The following is a 14,118-nucleotide window of genomic DNA, read 5'->3' on the forward strand; positions in this document are numbered from 1 at the left end:
GGGGGAAGGTTGGGATGGGGGCACGGGGCGTATCAAGCGTTCGCTGCTCTCGATGCGCCGCCTGCCCCCATCCCTGCCCTCCCCCGGAAGGGGAGGGAGAAAGAAATTCAGAGCCAGCCGGCGCGCCTGAAGCGGTAGTAAAGGTAGCTGCAGGTGCCGCCCATCAGCGCCAGCGCGGCCGCATAGCCGTAGCGAAGTTTCAGCTCCGGCATGTGCTCGAAGTTCATGCCCCAGATGCCGGCAAACGCGGTGCACACCGCAAAAATGCTGGCCCAGGCGGCAAGCCGCTTGGTCACTTCGCTCTCTTCGATGGTGACCATCGACAGGTTCACCGAAATGGCCGTGCCGATGGTGTCGCGCATCGCGTCGATGGAGCCGTTGATGCGAACTAGGTGGTCGGCCACGTCGCGAAAGTATTCCTGCGAGCTCATGCAGATCTGCGGCACCCGCCCGCCGTGCAGCTTGCCGGCCGCCTCGGTCAGCGGCGCCACCGCGCGCTTGAGGATCATGCTGCGCCGCTTCAGGTCATAAAGCTGCTTGATCTTGTCGCGCGCCGCGCCGCCCTGGGTAAAGATCTGTTGCTCGATGGATTCAAGCTCCACCTCGAGCGCGTCGATCACCGGAAAGTAGCGGTCGACCACCGCATCCATCAGCGCATAGAGCACAAAGCCCGCGCCGTTGCGGAGCAAGTCGGGCTCGCGCTCGCAGCGCTCGCGCACGCCCAGAAAGCCCTGCTGGCTGCGGTTGCGCACTGAAAGCACGTAGTTCTTACCGACGAACACGTCGACCTCTCCCACGTTCACGCAATGAGCGCCTTCGGTAGAGGGCTCGACGAGGTGCATCACCACGAAGAGCGAGTCGCCGTACTCCTCGACCTTGGGGCGCTGGTGGCCGTGATGGGCGTCTTCGACCGCCAACGGATGCAGGTTGAACTCGTCCTTCATCTGCGCCAGCTCTTCCGGCGTGGCGTCGCTCAGCGCCACCCACACAAAGCAGCCGGGGCGGGTGATGTATTCGCTGATGTCCTCGACCGGGATATCGGCGAGCTTGGCGCCGTTTTCGTAGGCCACGCAGTTGATCAGCATCGGTACTCGTCCATGGTCAATCTTTGAATCGGAGTCAGGCTGCCGAGGCCGGATTCGAAGCCGCCGCCAGCGCCGCGGTGGCGGCCAGCGAAGCTTCGATGGCCTGCGTCTCGCTCTTGAGCAGCGCCAGGCCTTTCTCGGCCAACGCAGAGTGGCTTGCAACGTCGGCCCACAGGCTGGCTGCGGCTTCGGCGCAGGTCAACGATGTGAAGCGGATGCGGCCCTTTGCCAGTTCCGTGAAGCGCTTCTCGCGCAGGGGGTCGGCCCGGTCCCAGGCGCCGCCGATAAGCACTCGCCTGCCGCGCTTGACGCGGGGTTCCAGCTCGGCAAAGAACGGCAGCTTGGCGGACACCCAGCCCAGCATTCCGGAGTTCAACGCGGTGTCGAACGCCGTTGGGGCGGTGTGGGCCTTCGCAAAGCTGCGCAATGTGCCAAGCGTGTAGAGCAGCGGGTCTTTCGGCCCGGCTGCACCGCCTTCCACCGGCCTGATGACGGACGGGCCGTTGCCTGCGCGCCCGTCGGGCCGCTTCGATTTGCGCAAGTCGGCAAGCTGGGCTGGCGACATGCAGAGGTACAGCGCGGCAAACTCTGCGGGCAAGGTGGCGGTGTCGGGCAGTGCGTCCGCGTCAGGGCCTTTGAATTCATCCGGGTGAGCCATGGGCGCCTTGTTCTTCACGCGGGGTTTGCGTCGGCGGATTTTAGAGCGGCGGGTGCGCGCCGGCCGGCCGCAACCGCCGCAATGTGCACCGGCTTGCCGCTCGCTCGTCCCCGATAATCGCCCGAGTGAAAACGACGACTGCCCAACCCTCCCCCTCGACCAGCGACTTCTCGGGCCACACGCCCATGATGGCGCAGTACCTGGGCCTCAAGGCCAACCATCCGGACACCCTGCTGTTCTACCGGATGGGCGATTTCTACGAGCTGTTCTGGGCCGACGCCGAAAAGGCCGCGCGCCTGCTCGACATCACGCTCACCCAGCGCGGCCAGTCGGCCGGCCAGCCGGTGGTGATGTGCGGCGTGCCCTTTCATGCGGTCGATACTTATCTTGCGCGGCTCATCAAGCTGGGCGAATCGGTAGCCATTTGCGAGCAGGTGGGCGAAGTCGGCGCGAGCAAGGGGCCGGTCGAGCGCAAGGTGGTGCGGGTGGTTACGCCCGGCACGCTGACCGATTCGGAACTGCTCAACGACAAGAGCGAATCGCTGCTGCTCGCGGTACATGCGGGCACGCGCAACTTCTGCGGCCTGGCCTGGCTCAGCGTGACCGGCGCCGAGCTGCGGCTGGCCGAATGCCCGGCCGATGCGCTCGAAACCTGGATTGCCCGCATCGCCCCAAGCGAGCTGCTGTACAGCGCCGAGGTAACGCCGGCTTTCGAGCAGCGCCTGAAGGCCGCACGCGCGGCCACGCCTTTCACGCTTTCTATTCGCCCGGCCTGGCAGTTCGACGGCGGCCTGGGCGAACGCAAGCTCAGCGAGCAAATGGGCAGCAAGAGCTTGGCCGCGTGGAACGCCGAATCGCTCGCCAACGCGCATGCCGCCGCCGCCGCGCTGCTGGGCTATGCCGAGCACACGCAGGGCCGCGCGCTTTCGCACGTGCAGCGCCTTTCGGTTGAGCGCGACGGCGACCTGATCGAGCTGCCGCCCACCACGCGGCGCAACCTGGAGTTGGTGCAAACGCTGCGCGGCGAAGATTCGCCCACCATGTTCTCGCTGCTCGACACCTGCATGACGGGCATGGGCAGCCGCTTGCTGAAGCGCTGGCTGCTGTCGCCCCGGCGCGACCGCAGCGAGGCGCAGGCGAGGCTCGAAGCCATCGGCGCGCTGCAGTCCACAGTGCTGGGCGGCACGGCCGCGCCCTGGCGCACGCTGCGCGAACAACTCAAGAACACGAGCGACGTGGAGCGAATTGCAGCGCGCATTGCGCTGCGCCAGGTGCGCCCGCGCGAACTGCTGGCGCTGCGGCTTGCACTGGCCAAGGCGGAGCAGCTGTCGCCGCTCCTCCCCGGTTCCGCCGCGCTGCTCGACCAGATTGCCGAGCGCCTTGCGCCGCCGCCGGGATGCGCCGACCTGCTGGCAAGCGCCATCAAGCCCGACCCGTCGGCGCTGGTGCGCGACGGCGGCGTGATTGCCACCGGCCACGACGCCGAGCTCGACGAGCTGCGCGCCATCAGCGAGAACTGCGACGACTTCCTGCTGAAGCTCGAAGTGAGCGAGCGCGAACGCACCGGCATCAGCAACCTGCGGGTGCAGTTCAACCGCGTGCACGGCTTCTACATCGAGGTGACGCAAAGCGCGCTCTCGAAGGTGCCCGACAACTACCGCCGCCGCCAGACGCTGAAGAACGCCGAGCGCTTCATCACGCCCGAGCTCAAGGCTTTCGAAGACAAGGCGCTGAGCGCGCAAGACCGGGCGCTGGCCCGCGAGAAGTGGCTCTACGAGCAACTGCTCGATGCGCTGCAGCCCTCGGTGCCGGCGCTCACGCAACTGGCTGGCGCCATTGCCACGCTCGACGCGCTCTGCGCGCTGGCCGAGCGCTCGCACACGCTGCACTGGCGCGCGCCGAGCTTCGTTTCGCACCCCTGCATCGAGATCCAGCAGGGCCGGCACCCGGTGGTGGAAGCGCGGCTGGCCGAAAAGTCTTCCGGCGGCTTCATCGCCAATGACACGGTGCTCGGGCCGCAGCAGCGCATGCAGATCATCACCGGCCCCAACATGGGCGGTAAGTCGACTTACATGCGGCAGGTGGCCATCATCGTGCTGCTGGCCTCCATTGGCTCGCACGTGCCGGCGGCGGCGTGCCGGCTGGGGCCCATCGACGCGATTCACACCCGCATTGGCGCGGCGGACGACCTGGCCAATGCGCAGTCGACCTTCATGCTCGAGATGACCGAGGCTGCGCAAATCCTGCACAGCGCCACCGCGCAGTCGCTGGTGCTCATGGACGAAATCGGCCGCGGCACCAGCACCTTCGACGGCCTGGCGCTGGCGGCCGGCATTGCGGCCCAGCTGCACGACCGCAGCAAGGCCTTCACGCTCTTTGCCACCCACTACTTCGAGCTGACCGAGTTTCCGGCCACGCACCACTGCGCCGTGAACATGCACGTGAGCGCCACCGAGGCGGGCCGCGACATCGTGTTCTTGCACGAAATGCAGCCCGGCCCGGCCAGCAAGAGCTACGGCATTCAGGTGGCGCGGCTCGCGGGCATGCCCTCTGCGGTGGTCAACCATGCACGCCAGGCGCTCGAGGCGCTGGAGTCGCAGCATGCCCAGACGCGCGCGCAGGTCGACCTGTTCGCACCTCCGCCGGCGGCCGAAACGCCCATGGCCAGCGCCGTAGAATCCGCCCTGGCCGCGCTCGACCCCGACGCGATGACGCCACGGGAGGCGCTCGACGCGCTCTATGCCTTACAAAAACTGAACACGCGCGAACGCAGCGCCATGTGAGCGGGCATCCTTCGTGCGAGATGAAAAAATGACTTATTGCGTAGGCATCAAACTCAACGCCGGACTGGTGTTTCTTTCCGACTCGCGCACCAATGCGGGGGTGGACCACATCAGCACCTTCCGCAAGATGATCGTCTACGAGCAGCCGGGCGACCGCGTCATGGTGCTGCTGTCTTCGGGCAACCTGAGCATCTCGCAGTCGGTGCGCGAAATTTTGCAGATAGAAGAGCTGCGCGAAACCCGTGAAGACGGCTCGCAGGGCGACCCCATCACCATCTGGAACGCCAAGAGCATGTTCGACGCCGCGCGCGTGCTCGGCTCGGCCGTGCGCCATGTGTACGACCGCGACGCCGAGGCACTCAAGCATGCGGGGCTCGACTTCAACGTGTCGTTCATCTTCGGCGGGCAGGTCAAGGGCGAAGGCATGCGCCTCTTCCTGGTGTATTCGGCGGGCAACTTCATCGAGGCCACCACCGAGACGCCCTACTTCCAGGTGGGCGAATCGAAATACGGCAAGCCGGTGCTCGACCGCGTGCTCACGCCCGAAACCCCGCTCGACGAAGCCGCCAAGTGCGCGCTGGTGTCGATGGACTCGACCATGAAGTCGAACCTCTCGGTGGGCCTGCCGCTCGACCTGGTGGTGTACGAGGCCAACAAGTTCGAAACCGACCGCGTGATCTGCATCGACGCCGACAACCCCTACTACCGCATGATGCACAACAGCTGGGGCCAGAAGCTGCGCGAAGTGTTCGACAGCATTGAAGACCCGGTGTGGGACGACTCCGCCACCCAGCACCCGCTGAAGATGCCGGCCACGCGGCACAGCCCGCTGCGCAAGATTTCCACGCCGGACGAAAAGCTCATCTGAGCCCGGCCGCAGCAGCCATGGCGATGCCGCCCATCGTCTTCTCGCACGGCAACAGCTTTCCGGCGAGCACCTACCGCGTCGTTTTAGACAGCCTGCGCAACCGCGGCTTCGAGGTCGACGCCATAGAGAAGTTCGGGCACGACCCGAAGTACCCCGTCACCGACAACTGGCCGCACCTGGTGCAGCAGTTGGCCGACTTTGCCAAGCAGCACGCCGACCGCGCGGGCGGCCCGGTTTTTCTGGTCGGCCATTCGCTCGGCGGATTCTTGAGCCTGATGTGCGCGGCGCTGCATCCGGCGCTCGCCCGCGGCGTGGTGCTGCTCGACTCGCCGATTCTGGGCGGCTGGCGCGCAAACACGCTGAGCCTGGTCAAGCGCACCCCGCTCATGAAGACCGTGTCGCCCGGCGCCATCAGCCGCCGGCGCAAGAACAAGTGGGAGCACCGCGAAGCCGTGTTCGAGCACTTCCGCAGCAAGAAGGCCTTTGCCAAGTGGGACGAGCAGGTGCTGCACGACTACATCGACCACGGCACCTTCGACAGCGAAGACACGCGCGAACTGAGCTTCGACCGCAACGTGGAAACGGCCATCTACAACACCTTGCCCCACAACCTGGGCGCGCTGCTGCGCCGCCATCCGCTCAAGTGCAAGGTGGCCTTCATCGGCGGGCGCCAATCGGCCGAGATGAAGCAGGTGGGCATGGCCATGACCCAGAAGGTGACCAAGGGCCGTATTGCAATGCTCGACGGCACGCACCTGTTTCCCATGGAAAAGCCCCTGGCCACGGCCGCGGCAGTCGAGGCGGCGCTGCGCAACCTGCTGGACTGATCGGAGCCCCATGTCTTCCTCCCAACCGGCAGTGATTGAAGCGGTCTCCCTGAGCCCTTCGCTGGTTGTCGAAGACGACCCCGCAATGCGCGAGCGCCTGGGCCGCGTGTTGGCCATGCTCGGCTACGGTGGCCCGCAGATCGCCTGGGCGGAGAGCATTGCCTCGGCAAAGGAACTGCTTCGCACACAGAGCTTTGGGGTCGCGCTGGTCGACATCGGCCTGCCGGACGGCAGCGGCGTCGAACTCATCGGCTGGATGCAGGCGGCGCATCCCAAGGTGCCTGCCGTGGTGATTTCAGCCTGGCGCACCGAAGAAACCATTTTCGCGGCGCTGCGAGCCGGCGCCATCGGCTACCTGCTGAAAGAGCGCGACGACCTCGAGCTCAGCATTGCGCTGCGCAGCATCGAACAAGGGGGTGCGCCGATCGACCCAGCCATTGCACGCCACATCCTCGCCTGGCTGGCAACGCAGCTGGCTTTGCCGGCGGTGGCAGCCGATGCGCCTGCCCCGCTGCCCGTGGCGCTGACACCGCGAGAGCTGAGGATTCTCGAGCTCGTGTCGCAAGGGCTCAGCAACCGCGACATGGCCGAGCTGCTGTCGATCTCGAAGCTGACGGTGGAATGCCACACCAAGAACATCTACCGCAAGCTGGCCGTCACGTCTCGCACCGAGGCCGTCTACCAGGGCCGCAGGCACGGGCTGCTGCCCTGACCGGCACCTCGCTCTTTCTTTTCTTAGCGCCTTACCAGGCGTAGCCCGCCTGCACGCGGGCTGCAATGCGGCTGCTGCTGCCGCTGTTGGTTGCGGTGGAAACACCCAGCCCCAGGTTGAAGTTGTCGCTGATCTGATAGCCGAAAGCGAAGCCGACGGCCGAAGCTCCGGCGTAGTTGCCCATGGCGGCCCCCATCCATTTCTTGCCCACGGCCAAGGTCGGCATCGAAGGCATGGCCAGTGCGGCCGCAACGCCCTGGGCTGCAAAAGCGTTGGCCTGGCTGGTCGCGTTGCTCACCGCCTGCTGCAGCTGGTTGACGTTGACGGCGTCGGTGCCCAGCAGGCCGGGCGCGACGTTCGCAATGCTGCGCAACAGACCGGTGGCGGCGTTGCCCACCGACACGGTGTTGTCACGGTCGGCCACCGACCCCTGGCCCAGCGCGACCGCGTTGCTGCCCGATGCCAGCGTGTTGGCCCCCAGCGCCACGGCGTTGTTGCCCGTGGCCACCGCGTTGTTGCCGACGGCCGTGGTGGGGTCTGCCAGCGCCCTGGCGCCGGCACCAATGGCTACCGAACCCGCATGGCTGGCTTGTGCACCGTTGCCGACGGCCACGGTGTCCTGGCCATTGGCCTGTGCATTGGTGCCCATCGACGTGCTGCCGGCACCGCTAGCGCCCGCTCCAGGCCCGCAGGCCACGGCGCCGCCCGCTCCCACTGCGCAGACCCCGCTGGACAGTGCCTGGTTCATCAAGGCCTGCAATGCCGTGACCTGCTGAACGGTGAAGTTGTTTGCCGTGGTGATGGCGGTCTGCTGAGCCTGCTGCACCTGGCCCACATTGGCGGCATCGGTTGCCACCTGGCCCGCACCGACGTTGCTGATGGTGGTGCCGGCGCCGCCGTTGGCATTGAGTTGCAGCGAAGTGCCGCCCGCGCCGTACTGCGCCGAGTTCTGCGCCAGGCCGAGCGCGGAGTCGGCCGTGCCTTGTGCGGCCGAGGCTGCGGATACCGCCGTGTTGGCTGTCTGCTGCACGGTGTACAGCTGGCTGCCGTTGACTGCATCGGTGCTTGCGGCGGTCACCGCTCCGGCGCTCACGTTGACCAGGCCGCGCGTCTGGCCCGCGCTCCCGAAAGACACCGTGTTGGCCGCCGTAGCGACAGAATTCGCGCCGATGGCCACGCTGCCGTTCGCGCCGCTTGCGACCCGGCTGCCGGAACCCATCGCCACGCTACCCGTGGCCAATGCGGCCGCGCCCGAGGCTACGCCGTTGGCGCCACCGATCGCAGTGCTGCCGCTGCCGGATGCCACGGCGCCTTGGCTGGTCCCTGAAGCGCTCCCGATGGCGATCGCGGCAGTGCCCGAGGCCTGGGCCCCGCTGCCACCTGTCGGGCCGGTGTCGAGGCAGCAAGCCTCGGGGCCCACGCTTCCCGCGCCGAGCGCAATCGCACCGCTCGCCGAGGCTTGGGCCCCGCGCCCCCCTGTGCCCCCCGTTCCCCCCGCCCCGCCGAGCGCGCCGGTTCCTCCGCCTCCGATGGCCGTTGCCCCGTTCGCAGTTGCGCTGGCCCCCGCCCCGCCCGTACCGCCGGTGCCACCGGCCGTTCCTACGCCGCCATCGCCGCCCGCACCAAGTGCGGTGGCCCCGTCTCCCGAGACACTGGCCGCAGCGCCTCCCGTTCCCGCCGTTCCGTTGATGGTTCCGGGCCCGACATTGCCTGCGGAGCCATCGACAAATCCGGCCGCGAAAGCGCTGCTCGCACACAGCAGCGAAAGGGCTGGCAGATGCCCAAGCGCTCCCCGCGCCAGCCCTTTTCTGTTCGGCTTTTTGCGCTGTACTTGGTGCGCAACGGCAGCGCGGGTCGGGAATGCCATGGCTTCTTCTTTCTTGAAAGCAAACAAAACAATAGAGACAAAGTGTGTGTTTTCGGTCTCTACTAGGCCATCCCCGAAAATTGGTAAATGAAATGCCTGATGAAGAAGCTGCGCTGCAGGCTGGCCTTCCGTTTGCGCACCGAGGCCGCCGCTTGTCGGGACCGAAGGCATGGTTTTGCAAGCTGATCGGCGCATGCGTGCTTCTCTTGGCGGCCGGCTCCGCCGTAGCGCAGCCCTCGCCTGATATCCACGTAGAAGCGGTGCGCGGCACTGGATGGAACGAGGCCGCACCTCCGGCCGACGGCTGGGCCCCCGTCACCCTGCCCGACAGCTGGGCCGCGCGCTGGCCCGGCTTCGACGGCGTGGTCTGGTACCGGTTGACCTGGAACCAGCCCACGCAAGTAGCCGAAACCGGCTTGCTGCTGCACTACCTCAACATGGCCGGTGCGGTGTCGCTCAACGGCACACCCATCTGGCGCGACGAGAGCCTGGTCGAGCCGCTTACCCGCGCCTGGAACAGCCCGCGCTACTGGCTGCTGGCCCCACCGCTGCTGCAGACGGGCCGCAACACGCTGCTGATACGGGTTTCGGGCCTTTCGGCCTATCAGGCAGGCCTCGGTCCGGTCAGCCTCGGTCCGCCGGCGGCCATGCAGGCGGCATACGGGCATGAGCGTCTCTTGCGCCGCGATCTCCAGATGCTCGGCCTGGCGGTGAGCGCGGCGGTGTCGGCCTTCTTCGCTGCGCTTTGGCTATTGCGGCGGCGCGAAACGGCCTATGGCTGGTTTGCTTTGATGTCGGTGCTGTGGCTGCTGTTCGGCTACAACCAGATCGCGACCAGCCCCTGGCCTTTTGCGAGCAACCACAGCTGGCAGGCGTCGAACACCTCGCTGCTGCTTCTGTTCAGCGTGTCTTATGCCGTTTTTGCGCTGCGCTTCTGCGAGCGCCGCATGCCGCGCCTGGAAGGCTTTGCGCTGCTGGTCGCGGTGGCCGGCGTGCTCGACCTGTGGCTTGCCGGTTCCGCGAACCTGGTCACCCACCGCGCCCTCTGGACGCTGGTAGGCGGCCTCACGATCATTGCCGTGAACAGCGCCTCGCTGGTTCACGCCGCGCGGCACCGGGGCAGCCCCATGCGTTCGCTTGCGCCCTTCATGGCACTGTCGGCGGTAACCGGCGCTCACGACCTGCTGGTGTTCACCCAGGTGATCGACAGCAACATCTACTACACGACCATGTCCTCATATGGCTTGCTGCTGGGCATGGCGCTGACGCAGGCCGGCCGCTTCGTGAGCAGCCTGAAGCGCATCGAGAACTTCAACACCGAGCTGATCGAAGAAGTGAACGCCGCCAAGTCGGAGCTGGCCGCCACGCTTGCGCAGCAGCACGCGCTGGAGCTCGCGCATGCGCGCATCGGCGAGCGCGTCAATCTTGCGAGCGACCTGCACGACGGCCTGGGCGGCATGCTGGTCGGCAGCATTGCAACGCTCGAGCGCAGGCCGGAGGAGCTTTCGGCACCGGCCCTTCTCGCCATGCTCAAGAGCCTGCGCGACGACTTGCGGCTCATCATCGACGCCACGGGCCGGCACGACGGTGCACGCGCGTTCGGCGAGCTGCTCGCGCCCCTGCGGCATCGCACTTCGCAGCTGCTCGACGCCAACGGCATCGACTGCCGGTGGCAGGTGTCAGGCATCGAGACGCTCGAGCTGCCGCCCTCGCAAAGCCTCGACCTGCTGCGCTTTTTGCAGGAGGCGCTGACGAACACCCTCAAGCACAGCGGCGGCCGGCGTGTGGATGTGGCCGTAACCTGCGCCGGCGCCGACCTGCAACTCGACGTGCGCGACGACGGCCAAGGCTTTGTCGTGGCAGACGCTGCCAAGGGCGGCGGCTCGGGTCTGCGCAGCCTGCACGCACGCGCCCGCAGGCTGGGCGCCGAGCTTCGGCTGGAGTCTCGCCCAGGTGCCACTCAGCTCGCGCTGCGCATGCCTGTCAAGACGGGAATAAACGGGGCGATACAAATTGCAATCATCGGTAACAATGGACGAGAATAAGTAAAAACGTCCCAGTTCATCGGCCCCAGCTTCAAAATGTCGAGCAAATGTCAACTTCCTACCCGGAAGCCGTTGAAGCCGTTTCTCTGAGTCCGACGCTCGTCGTCGAAAACGATCCGTCGATGCAGGAACGTTTTCGCTACATCCTGTCGACGCTCGGATGCGACGAGCCCCAGATCGTCTGGACCGAGAGCGGTGAGACGGCCATGCAACTGCTCGAGAGCCAGCGTTTTGGTGTGGCTCTTGTTGACATCGGCTTGCCCGATGGCAGCGGTATCGAACTCATCGACTGGCTGCAGGCCCACCAACCGAAAGTGCCCGCCGTCGCGGTTTCCGCGAAGCGCACCGACGAAACCATTTTTTCAGCGCTGCGCGCCGGCGCGGTGGCCTACCTGCTGAAGGAGCGCGACGATCTCGAGCTCAGCATCGGCCTGCGCAGCATCGAGCAAGGCGGCGCGCCGATCGACGCAGCCATTGCGCGGCGCATCCTGGCGTGGGACTCGAGTCACGCGGCCGATTCACCGGCCGATTCGGACACGACGCTGTCGCTGCGCGAACGCAAGATGCTCGAGCTGGTGGTGCAGGGGCGCAGCTACAGCGACATTGCCGAAACGCTTTCGGCGCCCAAGCTGGCGTTGGAGCGCCGCACCAAGGGCATCTACAGGAAGTTGGCGCTCGGCTCGCGGGCCGAGACGGCGCACGCGGGCGGCGAAGATTCCTTTTCGCGCTAAGGCTTACTCCGCCCAGACCACCATGCCGGTCCACGCCGTGGCCAGCACCACGATGCCGAAGGCGATGCGGTACCACGCAAAGGGAATGAAGTTGTGCGTGCTGATGTACCGCAGCAGCCAGCGCACGCAGAGCCACGCGCTCAAAAACGAAAACACCAGCCCCACCGAGAACAGCGGAATGTCGGCCACCGACAGCAGCGCGCGCTCCTTGTAGAGGCTGTAGGCCCCGGCGCCGATGAGCGTCGGAATGGCCAGGAAGAACGAAAAATCGGTGGCCGCCTGGCGCGAGAGGCCCAGCAGCATGCCGCCGATGATGGTCGAACCGCTGCGGCTGGTGCCCGGAATCATTGCAAAGCACTGCACCAAGCCCACCTTGAGGGCGTCCCACGTCGTCATGTCGTCGACATGCTCGATGCGCACCGAACCGGGCGGCCGCTTCTCGGCCCATAGGATGATGAAGCCGCCGATGATGAAAGTACTTGCCACGACCACCGGGGTGAAGAGATGCGCCTTGATCATCTTGCCGAAAATCAGGCCCAGCACCACGGCGGGAAGAAAGCCGAGCACCACGTTGATGGCCAGGCGCCTGGCCTTGGGCTGCCGCGGCAGCGCCACCACGGTGGAGTGAATCTTCTGCCAGTACACCAGGATCACCGCGAAGATCGCGCCCGTCTGAATGGCAATGTCGAACACCTTGGCCTTGGCGTCGTCGAAGCCGAGCAGCGAGCCCGCAAGAATCAGATGCCCGGTCGACGAGATCGGCAGAAACTCTGTCAGCCCCTCGACGATGCCCATGACAGCGGCCTTCACCAGCAAAACGATGTCCACGCTTACTCCTTTAAAGAGCGCCAATTATGGCGAGGCATCGAGTCAGGCCGGGTTCAGGCGGCCCCGTGCGGCTGCGGGCTTTTATCGGCGGCCCTGCCCGGAGCGCGCCCGCAGCGCTCGCACGGCGCTGTCTACGGTGGTGAGCACCGGCAGGCCGCTGGCTTGCTCGCAGGCGGCACGGGCGCGCGCCATGCTGAACTGTGCGAGCGCAATGCGCGTGCAGCCGCGCTCGCGCAGGGCCAGTGCCTGCGCGGCAATCAGGGCGTCGTGCCGCGCCGTATCGCCGGCATTCAACGCGTCGAGCGCGCCTTCGGCCAAGGCGGGCTCCAAAGCGAAGCCGGGCGGAAACTCGGGCGGCACCGACGCCAGCGTGGCTGCGAAGGTTGCAATGAGGCCGAGCCGGCCCTGCCCTTGGCCTTGCGCCTGCACGGCCTCGGCCACCATCGCCTCGTTGGGCTTGAGCACCGGAATGCCCGCGTGCCGCTTTGCTACCGCCTCGATGCATGGGCCGAAGGCCGAACAGGTGAAGAGAATGCCCCGCGCGCCGGTGTCGACCGCGTACTGCGCAAGCCGCTGAAAGCGCTCGTGCATCGCGGCGTCGAGCCCCCGGCCTCCGCGTGCCAGGTCGGCCGAGAGGCTGTCGTCCAGCAGGTTCATGCGCTCGGCCTCGGGCCAATCGCGCTCGAAGGCGGCGTTGATGGGCGCAACCGAATGAGAAAGCGCGTGGATCAGGGCGATGCGGATCATGCGGCAGGAATCGTCAGATGCCCTTGGACGACGGGTTGGCAAAGGCCTCCTTCGTCTCGGCGTTGAGCGGATAGTTGATGTTGATGCCCTTGGGCGGAATCGGCGACATGAACCACTTGCTGTAGAGCTTTTCCATTTCGCCCGACTTCATCATGCCCGACACCACGCGGTCGACCAGCGCCTTGAAGGCCGGGTCGTCCTTGCGGAACATGAGCGACTGGTTCTCTGCGCAGGCTCTCGCCGGTAATGACAAAGTCCTTCGGGTTGCGCGCGTTCGCAATCTGCCCGGCCAGCAGGATGTCGTCGAGCACAAAGGCCTGCGCCCTGCCGCTTTCCACCAGCAGGAACGAATCGCTGTGGTCCTTGCCGCCGAGGTTGTTCACCTCGAGGTTGCGGCCCTTGTCGGCCTCGCGCAGCAGGCGGAACGACGTGGTGCCCGTGGTGGTAACCACCGTCTTGCCCTGCAGGTCGGCAATGCTCTTGATGCCTGAATCGGCCTTGACCAGCATGCGCACGTTGTAGCGGAAGATGTCCGGTGAAAACGCCACCTGCTTCTGGCGCTCGACCAGGTTGGTGGTGGAGCCGCACTCGATGTCGATCGTGCCGTTCTGCACCAGCGGAATGCGGTTGGCCGAGGTCACGGCCTGGTATTTGATCTCGATGGCCGGCAGCTTCAGCTCGCTCTTCACCGCTTCGACGATGCGGTTGCAGATCTCGATGCTGTAGCCCACGGGCTTCAGGGCGCCGTCGAGGTAGGAGAAGCCGAACGACGACTCGCGGTACCCGAAGGTGATGGCGCCGCTCGCCTTGATCTTGGCGAGCGTGTCGTTGTTGTCCTGGGCCCGCGCGGCCGTATGCGGCAACAACAGGGCGAAGGCCACCGCGAGAGCGGCAGCACCGAAGGGAATCGGCAGACGAAGCTTGGGCATGGAAGCGCTCCTCGGAACGGCGGTTGAAAAAAACAGCG

At 66.3% G+C, this 14,118-nt stretch carries 11 protein-coding genes and 1 pseudogene; 6 read left to right on the forward strand and 6 right to left on the reverse strand.

Translation table 11 applies throughout. From position 1 onward, the window contains the following. Nucleotides 1–107: 107 nt before the first annotated feature. Together corA and V9L20_RS11455 are read right to left on the reverse strand one after the other, a co-directional pair. The gene (corA, locus tag V9L20_RS11450) at nt 108–1,085 is read right to left on the reverse strand and encodes a magnesium/cobalt transporter CorA (RefSeq protein WP_337296688.1); all 978 of its coding nucleotides are present in this window, start codon (nt 1,083–1,085) and stop codon (nt 108–110) included. A 34-nt stretch (nt 1,086–1,119) separates the two neighbouring features. Then, entirely contained in the window at nt 1,120–1,743 is a 624-nt protein-coding gene (locus V9L20_RS11455) for a hypothetical protein (RefSeq protein ID WP_337296689.1), read from the reverse strand. 185 nt (nt 1,744–1,928) lie between these two features. On the opposite strand from V9L20_RS11455, the gene mutS reads away from it, so the two are divergent. The 4 genes from mutS to V9L20_RS11475 are packed head-to-tail and all read left to right on the forward strand — an operon-like array spanning nt 1,929 to nt 6,933. Next, on the forward strand, nt 1,929–4,526 hold the full coding sequence (mutS, locus tag V9L20_RS11460; RefSeq protein ID WP_337296873.1) for a DNA mismatch repair protein MutS: 2,598 nt from the start codon (nt 1,929–1,931) through the stop codon (nt 4,524–4,526). Nucleotides 4,527–4,554: 28 nt separating this feature from the next. Beyond that, entirely contained in the window at nt 4,555–5,394 is an 840-nt protein-coding gene (locus V9L20_RS11465) for a proteasome-type protease (protein ID WP_157614818.1), read from the forward strand. A gap of 17 nt (nt 5,395–5,411) precedes the next feature. Then, nucleotides 5,412–6,221 (forward strand): alpha/beta hydrolase, encoded by an 810-nt coding sequence (locus V9L20_RS11470; protein ID WP_337296690.1) that lies wholly within the window; start codon nt 5,412–5,414, stop codon nt 6,219–6,221. 10 nt (nt 6,222–6,231) lie between these two features. Then, on the forward strand, nt 6,232–6,933 hold the full coding sequence (locus V9L20_RS11475; RefSeq protein WP_258501315.1) for a response regulator transcription factor: 702 nt from the start codon (nt 6,232–6,234) through the stop codon (nt 6,931–6,933). Nucleotides 6,934–6,964: 31 nt separating this feature from the next. On the opposite strand, the gene V9L20_RS11480 is transcribed toward V9L20_RS11475, so the two are convergent. Further along, nucleotides 6,965–8,239 (reverse strand): YadA family autotransporter adhesin, encoded by a 1,275-nt coding sequence (locus tag V9L20_RS11480; protein ID WP_337296691.1) that lies wholly within the window; start codon nt 8,237–8,239, stop codon nt 6,965–6,967. A gap of 821 nt (nt 8,240–9,060) precedes the next feature. Between V9L20_RS11480 and V9L20_RS11485 the strand changes: the two genes are divergently transcribed. Both V9L20_RS11485 and V9L20_RS11490 read left to right on the forward strand, forming a co-directional pair. Next, on the forward strand, nt 9,061–10,845 hold the full coding sequence (locus V9L20_RS11485; protein WP_337296692.1) for a sensor histidine kinase: 1,785 nt from the start codon (nt 9,061–9,063) through the stop codon (nt 10,843–10,845). Between the two features lie 47 nt (nt 10,846–10,892). Further along, a complete protein-coding gene (locus V9L20_RS11490) occupies nt 10,893–11,576 on the forward strand; it encodes a response regulator transcription factor (RefSeq protein ID WP_337296693.1) in 684 nt (227 codons plus the stop codon). A gap of 3 nt (nt 11,577–11,579) precedes the next feature. Here the strand turns inward: V9L20_RS11490 and V9L20_RS11495 are convergent, their stop codons facing one another. The 3 genes and pseudogenes from V9L20_RS11495 to V9L20_RS11505 all read right to left on the reverse strand — a co-directional run bounded on the left by V9L20_RS11495 (nt 11,580) and on the right by V9L20_RS11505 (nt 14,080). Further along, nucleotides 11,580–12,404, reverse strand: a complete 825-nt coding sequence (locus V9L20_RS11495) for an undecaprenyl-diphosphate phosphatase (RefSeq protein WP_337296694.1) — start codon at nt 12,402–12,404, stop codon at nt 11,580–11,582. Nucleotides 12,405–12,485: 81 nt separating this feature from the next. Next, a complete protein-coding gene (locus V9L20_RS11500; RefSeq protein WP_337296695.1) occupies nt 12,486–13,151 on the reverse strand; it encodes an aspartate/glutamate racemase family protein in 666 nt (221 codons plus the stop codon). Nucleotides 13,152–13,164: 13 nt separating this feature from the next. Beyond that, nucleotides 13,165–14,080 (reverse strand): annotated as a pseudogene (locus V9L20_RS11505) (transporter substrate-binding domain-containing protein). Nucleotides 14,081–14,118: the final 38 nt, after the last annotated feature.

It is taken from the genome of Variovorax sp. CCNWLW225, from assembly GCF_037204045.1.
GTDB lineage: Bacteria > Pseudomonadota > Gammaproteobacteria > Burkholderiales > Burkholderiaceae_C > Variovorax.

Bases quoted from the DNA above. Each gene is read 5' to 3' on its own strand.
- corA (WP_337296688.1), bottom strand. From the start codon at position 1,085: ATGCTGATCAACTGCGTGGCCTACGAAAACGGCGCCAAGCTCGCCGAT.
- V9L20_RS11455 (WP_337296689.1), bottom strand. From the start codon at position 1,743: ATGGCTCACCCGGATGAATTCAAAGGCCCTGACGCGGACGCACTGCCC.
- mutS (WP_337296873.1), top strand. From the start codon at position 1,929: ATGATGGCGCAGTACCTGGGCCTCAAGGCCAACCATCCGGACACCCTG.
- V9L20_RS11465 (WP_157614818.1), top strand. From the start codon at position 4,555: ATGACTTATTGCGTAGGCATCAAACTCAACGCCGGACTGGTGTTTCTT.
- V9L20_RS11470 (WP_337296690.1), top strand. From the start codon at position 5,412: ATGGCGATGCCGCCCATCGTCTTCTCGCACGGCAACAGCTTTCCGGCG.
- V9L20_RS11475 (WP_258501315.1), top strand. From the start codon at position 6,232: ATGTCTTCCTCCCAACCGGCAGTGATTGAAGCGGTCTCCCTGAGCCCT.
- V9L20_RS11490 (WP_337296693.1), top strand. From the start codon at position 10,893: ATGTCAACTTCCTACCCGGAAGCCGTTGAAGCCGTTTCTCTGAGTCCG.
- V9L20_RS11500 (WP_337296695.1), bottom strand. From the start codon at position 13,151: ATGATCCGCATCGCCCTGATCCACGCGCTTTCTCATTCGGTTGCGCCC.